We start from the raw sequence: 15876 nt of genomic DNA, 5'->3' as shown, positions 1-15876 counted from the left end.
GATGGTGGTGGTCTGGCTGAGGCGCTTGGCGTGGGTCGTGGGAGCGGTGCTGCTGCTGTGGATCGCCGTGTGGCTGGCCGTGCCGCCGTTGCTGAAGTGGCAGTTGCCGCTGCGCGCCAGCGAGGCGCTCGGTCGGCCGGTGACGCTCGGCGCCGTCAGCTTCCACCCGTGGACGCTGGAGCTCGCGCTGTCGGACCTGGCGGTCGGCGGGCCCGCGCCGGCGTCTGAGCCGCTGCTGAAGGTCGGGCGGCTGCGCGCCGACGTCTCGACCTCGTCGCTGTTCCGGCTGGCGCCGGTGATCGAGGCGCTCGACGTCGACGGCCTGCGTGTGCGCGTGGCGCGAACGGCCGAGGGGCACTACGACATCGACGACCTGATCACGCGCTTCACGCCGAAGCCGGATGCGAAACCGGATGCAGAACCCGCGCGCTTCGCGCTCTACAACCTGCAGGTGCGCGATGCGCAGCTGCGCTTCGACGACCGGCCGGTGCAGCGCGTGCACAACGTCGATGCGCTGCAGTTGACGTTGCCGTTCATTTCCAATCTGCCGGCGCAAGTGCAGGTCAAGGTCGAGCCGCGACTCGCGTTCCGGCTCAACGGCACGCCGTTCGACAGTGGTGCCCAGGCCACGCCGTTCGCGCAGACCAGGGCGGGCGACCTCAAGCTCGCGATGACCGATCTGGATCTCGCGCCGTACCTGCCCTATCTGCCGGCGTCGCTGCCGGTGCGCGTCACGCAAGGGCGTGTCTCGGCGGACATCGCGCTCAGCTTCTCCGTCCCCCCGGGGAGTGCGCCGAGCGTCGCGTTGAAGGGGATGGTCGGCGCCCGCGATCTCGCGCTCACCGATGCGGGCGGCGCGCCGCTCGCCGCATGGCGGCAGCTGAGCCTGCGCTTGAGTGACGTGCAGCCGCTGGCGCGCAAGGTGGGCCTCGACAGCCTGAAGATCGACGGCCTGCACGTCCACGCGAGCCGCGACGCTGCCGGGCGGATCAACCTGCTGCGGCTCGCGACGCCGGGGAGCGCGGCGGCGTCCGCCCCGGTGTCCGTCGCCGCGGCATCGGCAGCTTCGGCCGCTTCGGCGGCTGCGCGGCGCGCCGAGGCGCCGGCGGCGTGGCAGGCCAGCCTCGAATCGCTCGACCTCGCCGATGCGCGCGTGCTCTGGTCCGACGCCGCCGTGCAACCCGCCGCCGCCCTGCAGCTCGATGGCCTGTCCATCGTCGCGAAGCAGCTGCGCTGGCCGCTGGACAAGGCGGTAAACGTGTCGGTCAAGGGCGCGCTGCGCAGCGCGCCGTCGGGCACCGCGCCGCGCGCGGCGGCGGCGGCGGCGAGTGCCGCTACCGCGTTCGCCGAGTTCACGGCGGCGGGCCCGGTGACCGACCACGACGCCAGGCTCGACGTGTCGATCTCGCGGCTCTCGCTCGGCATGTTCGCGCCCTACCTGGCGCAGGCGCTGGTGCCCAGCGTGGCCGGCCAGCTCGCGGCCCAGGCGCGGCTCGATTGGTCCGGCGCGGCCGATGCGCCGCGGCTGCAACTCTCTGTCGACCAGCTCGCGCTCGACGACCTCAAGGTGCGCGAGGCGCGGCCGGCACGCAACGCGCCCGATGCCGTCGCGCTAAAGCAGCTCGCGCTCGCGGGTCTGCAGGTCGATCTGCTTGCACGCAACGTGACGCTCGGCAGCGTCAAGCTGGTGCAGCCGGTCGTCTACGTCACCCGCGACCGGGAGGGGCGCCTCAACGTGGAGCGCTGGGTCGTGGACCAGCCGGCCGCGTCGCGACCCGCCGACCCGCCCGCGCGACCGGGGGCGTCGACCGCGCCGTGGCGCGTGCAGGTCAAGGACTTCCTGCTGGACGGCGGGCAGGTGCGCTTTGCCGACGAGGTCGTGCGGCGCGGCGTCAGCGAGCCGGTGCGCGCCGAGGTCGCCAACCTGCGCGCAGCGATGCAGAACGTCGAGTGGCACGGCGACCGCGCGGTGCCCGCCGCGAGCGTGCAGCTGAGCGGCCGCGTCGGCGGCGTCACGCGCGACCGGCAGCGCGCGAACGGCACGTTCGACTACAAGGGCCGCGTCGGCCTGCAGCCGCTGCTGGCCAACGGCAACCTGAAGGTCGAGCGTGTGCCGGTTCAGCTGTTCAAGCCGTACTTCGCCGATCTGGCGCAGCTGACACTGCAGCGCGCCGAGGTCGGCTACGTCGGCAAGTTCGACGTTCGTCAACTTGCGAATGGCCTCGACGCCAGCGCCGCCGGCGACGTGTTGCTCGGCGACGTGCACGTCTCGACGCTGCCCGAGAAGGGCGCGCCGGCCAGCGTGCAGGACGGCGAGGAACTGCTGAGCTGGCAGTCGTTCGCGCTGAAGGGTGTGAAGGTCGCGATGAAGCCGAAAGCGCGGCCGCGGATCGAGATCGGCGAGGCCGCGCTGAGCGACTTCTACTCACGGCTGGTGATCACGGAACAGGGTCGCTTCAACTTGCAGGACGTCGCGGCCGGTTCGGCGCCCGAGCCCGTGCCGCTGGGCGGCGTGGCGCCCGCGTCACCACCCGCGTCGGCCGTCGTGGCCTCCGCGCCGGCGAGTGCACCCCCCGCAGAGCGACCCGAGGGCGAACTGCCGGTGGACCTCCGCATCGGCGGCACGACGCTGACCAACGGCCGCGTCGACTTCACCGACCGCTTCGTGCGCCCGAACTACAGCGCCGCGCTGACCGAGTTGAACGGCACGCTCGGCGCGTTCAGCTCCGGCACCCGCGAGATGGCGACGGTCGCATTGCGCGGCCGCGCCGCCGGCACCGCGCTGCTCGAGATCAGCGGCCAGGTGAACCCGACGGTCAAGCCGCTCGCGCTCGACATCCAGGCCAAGGCCACCGATCTCGAACTCGCACCGCTGTCGCCCTACGCCGGCAAGTACGTCGGCTACGCGATCGAGCGCGGCAAGCTGACGATGGACGTGGCCTACAAGATCGATGCCGACGGCAAGCTCGACGCACGCAACCAGGTCGTGCTGAACCAGCTGACCTTCGGCGACAAGATCGAGTCGAAGGACGCGACCAAGCTGCCGGTGCTGCTGGCGGTCGCGCTGCTGAAGGACCGCAACGGTGTGATCGACATCAACCTGCCGGTCAGCGGCAGCGTCAACGATCCGCAGTTCCGCGTCGGCGCGATCATCTGGAAGGTGATCGTGAACCTGCTGACGAAGGCGATCACGTCGCCGTTCGCGCTGCTCGGCGGGGGCGGCGGAGGCGATGACCTGAGTCTGGTGGAATTCAAGCCCGGCACCGCGCAGATCACCGGCAGCGGCGCCGGCGCGATCGACAAGGTCGCGAAGGCGTTGACCGACCGGCCGAGCCTGAAGATGACGGTGACCGGCGCGGCCGACCCGAACTCGGAGCGCGAGGCGTTCCAGGCCGCCGCACTCGAGGCGCGCCTGATCGCCCAGCAGCGCCGCGAAGGCTTGCGCAACGGTGCCACCGTTGCGCCGGCGCCGGCGAGCGGCGCCGCCAGCGCGGCGCCTGCCCCGGTCGTGCTCGGCGCGGAAGAGCGCGCACGGCTGCTGAAGGAGGTCTACAAGGACACCGATCTGCCGAACAAGCCGCGCAACCTGATCGGCTTCGCGAAGGACATCCCGGGCCCCGAGATGGAGGCGTTGCTGAAGGGGCGCGCGCCGGTCACCGCCGAGGCGATGCGCGAGCTCGCGTTGCAGCGCGGCATCGCGGTGCGCGATGCGCTGATCGCGAAGGGCCTGCCGAGCGAGCGCCTGTTCCTGGCCGCGCCGAAGCTGCGCGTATCGGGCGAGGACGATGCGAGCTGGACGCCGCGGGTGCAGCTCTCGCTCGCCGTCAACTGACCCGGCCCGCGACGCGGGTCAGGGCGCGAGGCGCTCGCGGATCCAGGCACCGTCGACCAGCCTGTAGCGCAGCCGGTCGTGCAGGCGCGAGGGCCGGCCCTGCCAGAACTCGAAGGTGTCGGGCACCAGCCGGTAGCCGCCCCAGTGCGGCGGGCGCGGCGGGTTCATCAGGTAGCGGGCACCGATCTTCGCGGCGTTCGCGACCAGCACCGCACGCGAGTCGATCACCGTGCTTTGCGGCGAGGCCCAGGCGCCGATGCGCGAGTCGAGCGGGCGGGTCGCGAAATACGCGTCCGATTCTTCGGCCGAGGTCTTCTCGACGCGGCCCTCGATCCGCACCACGCGCTCGAGCTCGACCCAGTGGAACTGCAGCGCCGCGAACGGCTGCGCCGCCAGTTCTCGGCCCTTGCGGCTGTCGTAGTTGGTGTACCAGGCGATGCCGCGCGCATCCACACCCTTGATCAGCACGATGCGACTCGAGGGCCGCCCGTTCGCACCGACGGTGGCCAGCGTCATCGCGTTCGGCTCGGGCAGCTTCGCCTCGATCGCCTGGTGCAGCCAGTGCTCGAACTGCGCCGTGGGGTCGGCCAACGAAGCCGATTCGTCGAGCTCTGCACGCTCGTAGCTCTTGCGCAGGTTGGCGATGTCGTTCATGCGGCGAGTATAGGAAGGCACGTCGGACGGCCACGACGACCGCCGCGACCGCGTCGACGTACGGGGTAGGCCTTAGGTAAAGGCACCACTTCCTGAAACCGGTGCCGGCTCCCATTCTTGGGCCATCGAAAACCGGAGATTGTGAGATTCGTCCGGTTACAAGCGCTAACGTGCAACACAGGGAGGATGCGATGGGCGGGCGGCCTGCGGTGATCGTGCTGGCAGCGGGGAAGGGGTCCCGCTTTCTGGGCACCGAGCACAAGCTCGCGCAGCACCTGGGCGCGACGACCGTCTTCGGCTGCACGTTGCAGCATGCGATCGCGAGCCACCTGCAGGTCATCGTCGTCACGACCGAAGGCCTGGCCGATATCGCGCGGCGCAGCGTCGCGGCGCGCGACGTGATCGTGCTGCCCGATGTCGGTGCGCCGGGCCAGGCGCAACTCGGCATGGGTTACTCGATCGCGTGCGGCGTGGCGGCGCGGCCGGATGCGGACGGCTGGCTGATCCTGCCCGGCGACATGCCGCGCGTGCAGCCGACCACGCTGCAGGCGGTCGCCCGCGAACTGGACCATCACGCGGTGGCCTACGCGCAGTACAAGGGCAGGCGCGGCCACCCGGTCGGCTTTTCGCCCGAACTCTATTCTGAGCTCGCCGAACTCAGCGGCGACGAAGGGGCGCGACGCCTGATCGCGCGCTATCCGGCGGTTGGCGTCGAGGTCGACGACCCGGGCGTGCTGGTCGATGTGGACACGCTGGCCGATCTCGATGAAGTGCGTCGCGCCGGCGCCGCGGTCGCCGCACCCGCGCCGCGGTGGTAGCCGCCCGCGCGTCAGGCCAGGCGGTGATGGCGCGCCAGCGCGACCAGGCGCTCGATGTCGCGGTCATGGATGCCGCAGTGCTTCAGTGAGCGGTAGGTTTCGAGCAGGTAGTCCAGCGTGCTGCCGAAGCGGCCGGTCGCGCAGCGCAGCACCTCGAGCATCTCTGCATCCGACAGCGGCCCGGTGTGCGCCGGGCTGCGCCGGCTGAGCGTGAACGCCAGCGCGCGCACCGGTCCTTGCGCGGTGCGGCAGGCGAGCCACTTCGGGTCGTACACGCCGGTCGGCATCTCGCGCACCCACAGGCGCTCCAGTTCGGTCGCGGCACGGGCGCGTTCGATGCGATAGGCCATGCCTCGGCACGAGCCGCCCGGCACCAGCGCGAACACCAGCCCCGGGCACTCGGGCGTGCCGCGATTGACCCGCGAGCGCATCTCGAGCGCGCGATGCCAGCCGTGGACGACGGCGGCGCGCTGCTCGTCGGCGTCGAACTCGGGCCGCCAGATCAGCGAGGCGTAGCCGAACACCCAGAGATCGTGCTCGCCGCCCCAGTCCTGCAGCGCCTGCGCCAGCATCGGTTGCGGGTCGCGCAGGTGCAGGGCCGAGAACGGGGACGTCATGACGTGACTCTAGAATGGAAACCGTCCCAGCAGGAGAGACCTGTGAACGATCAAAACGACGAAACCCAGAATTACGCACTGATGGTGGTGGCGGGACTGATCGCGCTGGTGGTGGCCGGCGTCCTGCTGCTCGCGGCCCGCGCCGGAACGGGCGGGCCGGCCAAGCCGCCGAGCACCACCACCACCGCGGTGGCGACCGCGATCGCCGGCGAGCCCGAGGGCCGGATCTACTTCGCGCTCGGCTCCGACGCGCTGCCGCCGGACGCATCGGAGACGCTGGTCAAGGTCGCCGACGCGGCCCGCGCGCAGAGCGGCAAGGTGGTGCTGATCTCCGGTTTCCACGACGCCAGCGGCGATGCGGCCACCAACGCCGAACTGGCCAAGCAGCGCGCCCTCGCGGTGCGCCATGCCCTCGAGGCGAACGGCGTCGCGCCGGACCGCCTCGTGATGGACAAGCCGATGGTCACCACCGGTGGTGCCGACGACCGTGCGGCGCGGCGCGTTGAGATGCGGCTGCGCTGAGGCACGGCCCTTGCCTGTGCCGATCTGGGCGTGCTGCACCGATTGATTTGACGATGTAACTCGGTTACTCGAAAATCGATGGTGTGGTTACGAAGGAGCCCGCCATGAAGCCAGCCGTCAACGAAGTCACCGCCCGCATCCGCGAGCGGAGCGCCGCCACCCGAGGCGCCTACCTGGCGCGCGTCGATGCCGCCATCGCCCGCCCGCGCGGCGCCGACCGCATGGGCTGCGCCAATGTGGCGCACGCGTTTGCGGCGCTGCCCGGTGCGGACAAGCTGCGCATCGTCGCCGAGCGCGCGCCCAACCTGGCGGTCGTGACCTCGTACAACGACATGCTGTCGGCGCACCAGCCGTACGAGGGCTTCCCGGCGCTGATCCGCGACGAGGCCCACCAGCTCGGCGCCACCGTGCAGGTGGCGGGCGGCGTGCCGGCGATGTGCGATGGCGTGACCCAGGGCCTGGCCGGCATGGAGCTGAGCCTGTTCTCGCGCGACACGATCGCGATGGGCACCGCGATCGCGCTGACCCACGACGTGTTCGACGGCGCGCTGCTGCTCGGCGTGTGCGACAAGATCGTGCCCGGGCTGCTGATCGGCGCCTTGCACTTCGGCCACCTGCCGTGCGTGTTCGTGCCGGCCGGGCCGATGAGCACTGGTTTGTCGAACACCGCCAAGTCGAAGGTCCGCGAGCAGTACGCGCAGGGCCTGGTCGGCCGCGACGAACTGCTGAAGGCCGAATCGGCCGCGTACCACGGCGCCGGCACCTGCACCTTCTACGGCACCGCCAACAGCAACCAGATGCTGCTCGAGGCGATGGGCCTGCATGTGCCGGGCGCGGCGTTCGTGCATCCGCACGCCGAACTGCGCGAGGCGCTCACGCGCGAGTCGGTGCGCACGCTGCTCGGCATCACCAAGGGCGCGGGCTTCATGCCAATCGGCCGGCTGGTTGACGAGCGCGTGATCGTCAACGCGATGGTCGCGCTGCTCGCCACCGGCGGCTCGACCAACCACCTGATCCACTGGGTCGCGGTCGCCCGCGCCGCCGGCATCGTGATCGACTGGACCGACTTCGCCGACCTGTCGCGCGCAACGCCGCTGCTGGCGCGCGTCTACCCGAACGGCGTGGCCGATGTGAACCAGTTCCAGGCCGCGGGCGGGCCCGGCTTCGTGATCCGCGAGCTGATCGACAGCGGCGCGATGCACGGCGATGTGAGCACCGTCGTCGCCGGCGGTCTGCGCGAGTACGGCAAGGTGCCCGAGCAGGCGTCGGCCCAGCGCCTGACCTGGACCGACCTGCCGGCCGCGCCGATCGACGACAGCATCGTGCGCACGGCGGACGCGCCGTTCGGCGCCGAGGGCGGCCTGAAGCTGCTGACCGGCAACCTCGGTCGCGCGGTGATCAAGGTCTCGGCCGTGCCGGAAGACCGCCACGTCGTCGAGGCCCCGGCCATCGTCTTCAACACGCAGGAAGAACTGCTCGCCGCGTTCAAGGCCGGCACGCTCGAGCGTGATTTCGTCGCGGTCGTGCGCTTCCAGGGCCCGGCCGCCTGCGGCATGCCCGAGCTGCACAAGCTGACGCCGCCACTGGGCGTGCTGCAGGGCCGCGGCTTCAAGGTGGCGCTGGTCACCGACGGGCGCATGAGCGGCGCCTCGGGCAAGGTGCCTGCGGCCATCCATGTGAGCCCCGAGGCGATGCACGGCGGCCCGCTCGGCAAGGTGCGCGACGGCGACCTGATCCGCCTCGACGCGGTCGCCGGCACGCTGGCCGCGTTGGTCGACGACGCGACCTGGGCCTCGCGCGAACGGGCCGTGCTGCCCGACGCGCAGGCCGAGATCAACGGCCACGGCCTGGGCCGTGAACTCTTCGCCGGCATGCGGCGCAACGTGCTGAGCGCCGAGCAGGGCGCGTGCACCTGGCTCTGACCTCTGGATCATCACCATGAACGACACGCTCGAACTCGTCTCCTGCGGCCCGGTGATCCCGGTCATCGTCATCAACCAGCTGGAGGACGCCGTGCCGATGGCGCAGGCGCTGGTCGACGGCGGCGTGCGTGTGCTCGAGGTGACGCTGCGCACCCCGATCGCGCTGCAGTGCATGGAGGCGATCGCGAAGGCGGTGCCGGACGCGATCCTCGGTGCCGGCACGGTGCGCAGCGCCGCCGACGCGCAGGCCGCGAAAGACGCCGGCTGCACCTTCGCCGTCAGCCCCGGCTACACCAGTGCGATCGGCCACGCCTGCCGCGAGATCGGCCTGCCGCTGCTGCCCGGCACCGCGACCGGCAGCGAGGTGATGCAGGCCAACGCCGACGGTTACTTCTTCCTGAAGTTCTTCCCGGCCATGCAGGCCGGCGGCATCCCGATGCTGAAGGCCCTGGCTGGGCCGTTCACCGACGTGGTGTTCTGCCCGACCGGCGGCATCACGCTCGCGACCGCGCCCGACTTTCTGGCGCTGCCGAACGTCAAGGTCTGCGGCGGCTCGTGGCTCACGCCAGCCGATGCCGTCGCGGCGAAGGACTGGGCCCGCATCACGACGCTCGCACGCGAGGCAAGCGCGCTGCGGCGCTGAGCGAGCGGGCGCGTCAGGCGCGCGGCGCGCCGACCTGACGCATCGGGTCCGCCTTCGCGAACGCGTCGAGTGCCTCGCACGCAGCCATGATGCGCAGCACCGTCGGGATGCCGGCGACCTCGATCTTGAACACGCGCATCACGACGATGATGCTGGCCAGACAGATGTCGGCCAGCGTCGGCGTGTCGCCGTGGCAGAAGGTGCCGGTCTGCGGGTCGCCGGCCAGGCGCTGTTCCAGCGCCTGCAGGCCGGTCGTGAACCAGTGGATCTGCCAGGCGCGCCAGGCCGCGTCGTCGAAGCCGCCGGAAGTCGTCAGGACCTTGCGCACTCGCGGCGTGACCAGCGGGTGGGTGTCGGCCGCCAGCATCGCGGCAATCGAGCGCACCCGCGCGCGGCCATGCGGGTCGGCGGGCAGCAGCGGCGGCGCAGGGTGGATCTCGTCGATGAACTCGAGGATCGCGAGCGACTGGGTCAGCGGCGTGGTCGACGCGCCTGGCGCATGGTCGACCAGCGCCGGGATCGCGCCCATCGGGTTGATCTTCAGGAACGCCGCGCCGCGCTGTTCGCCGGCGTCCAGGTCGACGTTGTGCTCCTGCGGCTGGATGCCCTTCAGGTTGAACGCGACCCGCACCCGGTAGGTGGCCGAGGTGCGCCAGTAGGAGAACAGTTCGAAGCGGGCGGTGTCGGTCATGGTGGGCTTTCCGTTGTGTCAGGCGGCGACCGGTGTAGGCGCCGGCCGGGCCTGCAGCCGGATCATCAGCACCGCCGCAGCCGCCAGCAGGCAGGCCGCACCGGCCGCGAACAGCGCCGGGTTGTAGGTCAGCAGCAGCGTGCGGGTCAGGCCCGCGCCGTAGGCGGCGGTCGCGGCGCCGAGCTGGTGGGCGGCGAACACCCAGCCGAAGATCATGCCGGCCTTCTCCTTGCCGAACTCCTGCGCGGCGAGCTTGACGGTCGGCGGCACGGTGGCGATCCAGTCGAGACCGTAGAACATCGCGAAGATCGACAGGCCGTAGAACGTGAAGGTCGAGAACGGCAGCCAGAACAGCGACAGACCGCGCAGGCCGTAGTACCAGAACAGCAGCTTGCGGTTGTCGTAGCGGTCGGACAGGTAGCCCGACAGCGTGGTGCCGACCAGGTCGAACGCGCCCATCAGCGCCAGCACCGAGGCGGCCGGCACGGCGGTCATGCCGTTGTCGCCGCACAGCGAGATGAAGTGGGTCTGCAGCAGGCCATTGGTGGACAGACCGCAGATGAAGAAGGTGCCGGCCAGGATCCAGAACGTCCGGTTGCGCGAGGCCTCGGCCAGCACCTGGAACGGACCCAGGAAGTTGAGCCGGGTCGCGCGCGGCGGCGGCGCCTCGATCGGCCCGCCGGCGGGCTCGCCGAACGCGCGCAGGCCGATGCTGCCGGGATGGTCGCGCATGAACAGCGTGGCCAATGCCGCGACGACCACGCAGGCGATGAACACCGGGATCACCGCGTAGCGCCAGCCGATGTTCTCGATCATCCACGCGGCGATCGGCAGGAAGATCAGCTGCCCGGTCGCCGTGCTCGCCGCGAACAGGCCGACGACCAGCCCGCGGTTGGTCGTGAACCAGCGGTTCGCGACCATCGCGCCGAGCACGAGCGCCGTCAGGCCCGTGCCGCAGCCGAGCACCAGGCCCCACAGCAGGAACAGCTGCCACAGCTGCGTCACCTGGGTTGCGAGCACCATCGCGACGGCGATGAACGAGGCCGCAGCGACCATGATCGTGCGCAGGCCGAAGCGCCCGATGAACACCGCCGCGAACGGCCCGAGCAGGCCGAACAACGCGAAACGCACCGCGAACACCGACGAGAGCTGGTCGGTGGTCCAGCCGAACTCCTTGCTGAGCGGCTGCAGCATCGCCCCCGGCAGCCCGAGGGCCGCGGAAGTGGTCAGCATCGCCAGGAAGGTGACGGCAGCGATGACCCAGGCGTAGTGGAAGCCGCGGCGGTCGAGCGAGCCGGAAACGGTTTGAGCAAGCATCAGATGTTGGGCCGTTCGATCAGTTCGATCTTGTAGCCGTCCGGGTCGGTGATGAAGGCGATGACGGTGGTGCCGCCCTTGACCGGGCCGGCCTCGCGCGTGACGTTGCCGCCGCCGTGGCGGATCTTCTCGCAGGCCGCTGCGACGTCGGGCACGCCGATCGCGATGTGGCCGTACGCGGTGCCCATCTCGTAGCTCGACACGCCGTGGTTGTAGGTCAGCTCTAGTTCGGCATGCTCGGGGTTCTTGCCGTAGCCGACGAACGCGAGCGAGTAGTTCTGCGACGGGTTCTCGGACTGGCGCAGCAGCGTCATGCCCATGATCTGGGTGTAGAAGTCGATCGAGCGTTGCAGGTCGCCGACTCGGAGCATCGTGTGGAGGAATCGCATGGTCAGGGGGCGTCGAAGATGAAGCAGGTGGTGGAGGCGTGAGCGTACAGCTTGCCGTCCGGCCCCACGAGGCGCCCCTCGGCAGTGGCCATGCGGTTGCCGAGGTGGATGACAGCGCCGATCGCGCGCACCAGGCCGACCTTCTCGGTCACCGGGCGCACGTAGTTGACCTTGAGTTCCGCGGTCGTGTAGGACTTGCCGGCGGGCAGCGAGACATGCACGGCACAGCCGACGCAGGAGTCGAGCAGCGTCGCGATCCAGCCGCCGTGCACGGTGCCGAGCGGGTTGTAGTGGCGCAGCTGTGGGCGACCCTGGAACACGGCCCGCAGCGGCGCGCACTCGACCAGGATGAAGTCGCTGGTGTCGTTGATCGGCGGGTACGGGAGTTCGCCCGACAGCAGCTTCTCGAACACCTGGGCGCCGCTCAGGCCGGCGACCTGGTCCGGCCGCGACACGCCGCTCTTGAACATCGACTGGCGACGCAGCGCCTCGTCGGCTTCCCATTGCGCCAGGACGGCGGAGGTATCGGTGGTCGGATTCATGGGGCGGATGCCGGGGATCAGTTGCAGGTGCAAAGATTGTAGCTACAATCATCAGATGATGTCCACACGACCTCGTAGCGCCTCGTCCAGTCCGCTCGGCTGCAGCAGCTTCAAGCTGCGGCAGCTGTCGCGCCGCGTCAGTCAGCACTTCGATCAGATCGTCGGCGCAGCCGGCTTGAAGACGACGCAGTATTCGCTGCTGTCGCACGTGGTCACCCTCGGCCCGGTGCGCCCCGGCGACCTGGCCGCCGCGATGGAAATGGACGCCTCCACCCTGACGCGCAACCTGCAGCCGCTGGTGGCACAGGGCTGGGTCGAGGTCGGCCCGGGTGACGATGGCCGCAGCCGCTTCGTCACCGCGACCGACGCCGGCCGCGACAAGCGCGTCGAGGCGCAGCGCGAATGGAAGCGGGCCCAGTTGGCGTTCAACGAGCAGGTCGGCGCGGCCCGCGTGGCGCGCCTTCACGCGCTGATCGACGAGTGCCTGGCGGCGATGAACGAGCCGCCGCCCGAGTGACCCGTTAGTCGCCGCGCGCGGCAGTGACGCCGGGTTGCACGTCCTCGCCGTAGGTCGCTTTCCAGCGCGCCATGATCGGCTCGTACGCGTCCAGCCGCTGCCCAGGCAGGCCGTCGTCGTGATGCCACGCATCGACGCGCGTCTCGATCGCGAAATGCGATGTCGGCCGGAACGCGCCCGGCTCGTCGAGACTGCCCACCGACAGGTCCATGCGCTGCGAATCGAGGTATTCGAAGCTCAGCGGCGTCCCGCAACGCCCGCAGAAACCCCGCTGTGCGAACGCTGACGATGCGTAATGCGCGGGGGCGCCGCGCGTCCATTCCACTTCGTCCCGGCGCAGGTTGATGAACGTGGCGCGCGTGTTGCCGAACGCGAGCTGGCACATCCGGCAATGGCAGTAGTAGCCCTCGCGGTGGGTCGGGCGGGCCAGGTAGCGCACCGCGCCGCACAGGCAGCCGCCTTCAACCGGGGGCAGGGTGGCGGGGTCGTTCATAGGCAATGTCCCACTCGTCGTTAGAGACCTCGATGAAGCCGTGGCGCTGGTAGAAGCGGTTGGCATCGCTGTCGCGCAGCGCGCCGACCCGAAAGATTCTGACGCTCGCCGGCGCTTCGTTCAAGAGTCGCTGCAGCACCGCGCTGCCGAGCCCGCGGCGCTGGAATCGGGCGCAGTGCGACGTCGGTGTCACGTCGCGACGGTGTAGTTCAACGTCATCCGACCGCCGTCGATGTAGACGATCTCGCCGGTGATGTAGCTCGACGCGCTGCTGGTCAGGAACGCGCACACGTCGGCGATCTCGCTCGGCTCGCCGAGGCGCTTCATCGGCGTGCGGCTCATGATGCGGGCCTTCGCTTCCTCGCTGCCGAGCACGGCCTTCTGCGCGAGCTCGGTCGCGATCGTGCCGGGCGCGACCGCGTTGACGCGGATGCCGTGGTCGGCCAGCGCCAGCGCCATCACGCGGGTGAGCTGGTTCACGCCGCCCTTGCTGGCGTTGTAGCTGGCGATGCTCGGGATCGCCATGATCCCGTTGACCGAGCTCATGTTGACGATCGTGCCCGGTGTCCTCGATGCGACCATCGCGCGCGCGACCGCCTGGCCGACCAGGAACGAGCCTTTCAGGTTGATGTCCAGCACCGCGTCCCAGTCGGCTTCGGTGATGTCGAGGAAGTCGGCGGCCTTGAAGATGCCGGCGTTGCTGATCAGCGCGTCGACGCGGCCGAAGGCCTGCAGCGTCGTGGCCAACGCGGCATCGACCTCGTCCTTCGCTGCCACGTTGCAGTGAACATAGATCGCGCGCCGGCCCTGGCCGACGAGGCGGTCGGCGAGCGCCTGGCCGCGCGCGTCGTCGACGTCCCACAGCGCGACCGCCGCGCCGTCGTGCGACAGCCGCTCGGCGCAGGCGGCGCCGATGCCCTGCGCTGCGCCGGTGACGATCGCGACCCGGTCTTCGAGGTGGAAATGAACGGCGTGGGTCATGCGGTGGCTCCTTCGGTCTTCTTCTCGCGGTTCTTGCGGTTCAGCCACACGGCGATGCCCTGGGCGTTGAGTTCGTTGTCGAGCGCGAGCAGCTCGCCCACGCGCTCGGCATCGAGCGCGCTGCCGTGGGCGCGCAGGCTGGCGAGGTGGATCGCGCCCAGGCCGTCCATCAGCGCCTGGTGGCGCCGGGCGTCGTCGGGCAGCGCGAGCGCCAGCGCCACCATCGCGTCGAGCTGGTCGAGCAGGAGCCTTGCCAGCCGCGGCACGTCGGTGACCGGACCGTAGTGGGTCAGGTACATGCGCTCCGGTCGATAGGCGAGCATGCGTTCGATCGAGCGGCGCAGCGCATCGGGCTCGAACTGCACCGGGGTCGTCGTCGGCATGATCCACGCGCCCTGGGGCGTGTCGAACTCGCGGTAGGACAGGCCGAAGGTGTCGCCGGTGAAGAAGCCGCGGCTGCGCTCGTCCCAGATGCAGTGGTGGTGGCGCGCGTGGCCGGGCGTGTCGAGGAACTTCAGCGGGCGGCCCGCGAAGTCCAGCACCATCTCGTCGGCGGTGCGCAGCACGCGCGCGGCCGGCACGCCGACCACGTCGCCGTAGGTGCGCGCCACCTCCTCGGCGCCGTAGACGGCGCGCGCGCCGTCCATCAGCCGGCTCGGCTCGATCAGGTGCGGCGCGCCGATCGGGTGCACGACCAGCTGCGCGCGCGGCAGCTGCTGCATCAGCAGACCGACGCCGCCGGCGTGGTCGAGGTGCACATGGGTCGGGATCACGTAGTCGACGTCGTCGGGCCCGAGACCGGCCGCACCCAGCGCCGCCAGCAGGCGCGGCACCGTATCGTTGGTGCCGGTGTCGACGAAGGCGGCGCGGCCGTTCTCGACGATCAGGTAGGCAGCGTCGAACACCGGCCGATGGAAGCCGGTGTCGATGACATGGATGCCGTGCTCGATCGGACGCACGAAGGGCAGGGAGGTGGTCGAGGTCATGCACCGATTCTATGGAGCCCACGTCGGGAACCGGGCTGGCCGAGGCGGGTCAGAATGCGTCGAACGCAGAACGTGGAGACGACGATGAACCCCAACACCTTCCCACGCCGCCGCGCGGCATGGCTCGGCGGGCTGGCGGCCTGCGCCGCGCTGGCCGGTTGCGGCACGCTGGCCCCCGGAGGCCTGCCGCCCGGCACGCCGATCGCGCAGGCCCGCGGCGCGCTGTTCGCGCCGACCGGCGAATATGCGCTGCCCGATGGCGGCACGCGGCTCGAGTTCGCGCAGGGCTCGTTCGGCAAGCAGACCTACATGCTGGACTTCGACCGCAGCGGCCGGCTGGTGACCTCGCAACAGGTCTTGACCGAACTGAACCTCGCGACCATCACGCCCGGCATGACGGCCGAGCAGGTGCGCATGCGCTTCGGCCGCCCGGCGTGGGTGTTCGGCGTCAACTACCCGCGCGGCCAGGTCTGGAACTACCGGTTCGACGGTGGCGACTGCGTCTGGTACCAGGTCTCGATCGCCGATGCCGACCACCGCGTCGTCGAGGCGAACGTCGGCACCGACCCGGCCTGCGACGGCCCGAACAGCCGGGACTGACGCGATGGCCCTCACGCTCTACGGAATTCCCAACTGCGACACGGTCAAGAAGGCCCGCGCCTGGCTGGCCGCGAACGGCCACGACGCCGCGTTCCACGATTTCAAGAAGGCCGGTGTGCCGCCCGATCGGCTCGACGCGTGGCTGCGCAGCGCCGGCTGGGAGCGGGTGCTGAACCGCAAGGGCACCGCCTGGCGCGCTCTCGACGAATCGGTGCGCGACGCCGTCGTCGACGCCGCGGGCGCGAAGAGGGTGATGCTCGCGAACGCCAGCGTGATCAAGCGCCCGGTCGTCGAGTGGCCCGACGGTGCGATTACCGTCGGCTTCGACGCCGAGGACTGGTCGCGGCGCTAG

18 protein-coding genes are annotated in these 15876 nt (G+C 70.6%); 8 read left to right on the top strand and 10 right to left on the bottom strand.

From position 1 onward, the window contains the following. Positions 1-7 precede the first annotated feature (7 nt). On the top strand, positions 8-3832 hold the full coding sequence (locus tag ASC76_RS05580; RefSeq protein WP_162247060.1) for a DUF748 domain-containing protein: 3825 nt from the start codon (positions 8-10) through the stop codon (positions 3830-3832). A gap of 18 nt (positions 3833-3850) precedes the next feature. On the opposite strand, the gene pdxH is transcribed toward ASC76_RS05580, so the two are convergent. Then, on the bottom strand, positions 3851-4486 hold the full coding sequence (pdxH, locus tag ASC76_RS05575; RefSeq protein ID WP_056463749.1) for a pyridoxamine 5'-phosphate oxidase: 636 nt from the start codon (positions 4484-4486) through the stop codon (positions 3851-3853). 170 nt (positions 4487-4656) lie between these two features. Here pdxH and ASC76_RS05570 point away from each other — a divergent pair, with 170 nt between their 5' ends. Beyond that, positions 4657-5304 carry an NTP transferase domain-containing protein gene (locus ASC76_RS05570; RefSeq protein ID WP_371262084.1) on the top strand — a complete coding sequence of 216 codons (648 nt, stop codon included), beginning with the start codon at positions 4657-4659 and terminating at the stop codon, positions 5302-5304. Between the two features lie 11 nt (positions 5305-5315). Here ASC76_RS05570 and ASC76_RS05565 read toward each other — a convergent pair whose 3' ends face one another. Beyond that, positions 5316-5921, bottom strand: coding sequence for a gamma-glutamylcyclotransferase (locus ASC76_RS05565; RefSeq protein WP_056463743.1), 606 nt, complete (start codon positions 5919-5921; stop codon positions 5316-5318). Positions 5922-5963: 42 nt separating this feature from the next. Between ASC76_RS05565 and ASC76_RS05560 the strand changes: the two genes are divergently transcribed. The 3 genes from ASC76_RS05560 to eda all read left to right on the top strand — a co-directional run bounded on the left by ASC76_RS05560 (position 5964) and on the right by eda (position 9008). Next, positions 5964-6443, top strand: a complete 480-nt coding sequence (locus ASC76_RS05560) for an OmpA family protein (protein WP_056463740.1) — start codon at positions 5964-5966, stop codon at positions 6441-6443. A gap of 104 nt (positions 6444-6547) precedes the next feature. Beyond that, entirely contained in the window at positions 6548-8365 is a 1818-nt protein-coding gene (gene edd, locus ASC76_RS05555; RefSeq protein WP_056463737.1) for a phosphogluconate dehydratase, read from the top strand. A gap of 16 nt (positions 8366-8381) precedes the next feature. Then, positions 8382-9008, top strand: coding sequence for a bifunctional 4-hydroxy-2-oxoglutarate aldolase/2-dehydro-3-deoxy-phosphogluconate aldolase (eda, locus tag ASC76_RS05550; RefSeq protein ID WP_056463735.1), 627 nt, complete (start codon positions 8382-8384; stop codon positions 9006-9008). A gap of 13 nt (positions 9009-9021) precedes the next feature. On the opposite strand, the gene maiA is transcribed toward eda, so the two are convergent. The 4 genes from maiA to ASC76_RS05530 are packed head-to-tail and all read right to left on the bottom strand — an operon-like array spanning position 9022 to position 11947. Next, positions 9022-9699 (bottom strand): maleylacetoacetate isomerase, encoded by a 678-nt coding sequence (gene maiA, locus ASC76_RS05545; RefSeq protein WP_056463732.1) that lies wholly within the window; start codon positions 9697-9699, stop codon positions 9022-9024. 18 nt (positions 9700-9717) lie between these two features. After that, on the bottom strand, positions 9718-11016 hold the full coding sequence (locus ASC76_RS05540) for an MFS transporter (RefSeq protein ID WP_056463730.1): 1299 nt from the start codon (positions 11014-11016) through the stop codon (positions 9718-9720). After that, a complete protein-coding gene (gene gloA, locus ASC76_RS05535) occupies positions 11016-11405 on the bottom strand; it encodes a lactoylglutathione lyase (RefSeq protein ID WP_056463727.1) in 390 nt (129 codons plus the stop codon). The genes ASC76_RS05540 and gloA overlap by 1 nt, the downstream gene beginning before the upstream one ends. Before the next feature lie 2 nt (positions 11406-11407). After that, on the bottom strand, positions 11408-11947 hold the full coding sequence (locus tag ASC76_RS05530) for a PaaI family thioesterase (RefSeq protein WP_056466920.1): 540 nt from the start codon (positions 11945-11947) through the stop codon (positions 11408-11410). 55 nt (positions 11948-12002) lie between these two features. Here ASC76_RS05530 and ASC76_RS05525 point away from each other — a divergent pair, with 55 nt between their 5' ends. After that, a complete protein-coding gene (locus tag ASC76_RS05525; RefSeq protein ID WP_056463724.1) occupies positions 12003-12464 on the top strand; it encodes a MarR family winged helix-turn-helix transcriptional regulator in 462 nt (153 codons plus the stop codon). A gap of 4 nt (positions 12465-12468) precedes the next feature. On the opposite strand, the gene ASC76_RS05520 is transcribed toward ASC76_RS05525, so the two are convergent. From ASC76_RS05520 to ASC76_RS05510, 4 genes are read right to left on the bottom strand one after another with little or no spacing between them, the layout of a single operon-like run. Further along, the gene (locus ASC76_RS05520) at positions 12469-12957 is read right to left on the bottom strand and encodes a GFA family protein (protein ID WP_056463721.1); all 489 of its coding nucleotides are present in this window, start codon (positions 12955-12957) and stop codon (positions 12469-12471) included. Then, a complete protein-coding gene (locus ASC76_RS25670; protein ID WP_162247059.1) occupies positions 12926-13150 on the bottom strand; it encodes a GNAT family N-acetyltransferase in 225 nt (74 codons plus the stop codon). Before ASC76_RS25670 ends, ASC76_RS05520 begins: the two co-directional genes overlap by 32 nt. Then, positions 13147-13938, bottom strand: coding sequence for an SDR family NAD(P)-dependent oxidoreductase (locus ASC76_RS05515; protein ID WP_056463718.1), 792 nt, complete (start codon positions 13936-13938; stop codon positions 13147-13149). Before ASC76_RS05515 ends, ASC76_RS25670 begins: the two co-directional genes overlap by 4 nt. Then, the gene (locus tag ASC76_RS05510; RefSeq protein ID WP_056463715.1) at positions 13935-14924 is read right to left on the bottom strand and encodes an MBL fold metallo-hydrolase; all 990 of its coding nucleotides are present in this window, start codon (positions 14922-14924) and stop codon (positions 13935-13937) included. The genes ASC76_RS05515 and ASC76_RS05510 overlap by 4 nt, the downstream gene beginning before the upstream one ends. A gap of 84 nt (positions 14925-15008) precedes the next feature. Between ASC76_RS05510 and ASC76_RS05505 the strand changes: the two genes are divergently transcribed. Further along, positions 15009-15524 (top strand): hypothetical protein, encoded by a 516-nt coding sequence (locus ASC76_RS05505; protein ID WP_056463712.1) that lies wholly within the window; start codon positions 15009-15011, stop codon positions 15522-15524. Between the two features lie 4 nt (positions 15525-15528). Then, a complete protein-coding gene (locus tag ASC76_RS05500) occupies positions 15529-15876 on the top strand; it encodes an arsenate reductase (protein ID WP_056463709.1) in 348 nt (115 codons plus the stop codon).

Origin of the sequence: Rhizobacter sp. Root404, assembly GCF_001425865.1 — a bacterium.
In the GTDB taxonomy this organism is placed as follows: domain Bacteria; phylum Pseudomonadota; class Gammaproteobacteria; order Burkholderiales; family Burkholderiaceae_C; genus LMDS01.
This window is presented reverse-complemented; position numbering and strand designations above follow the sequence as displayed.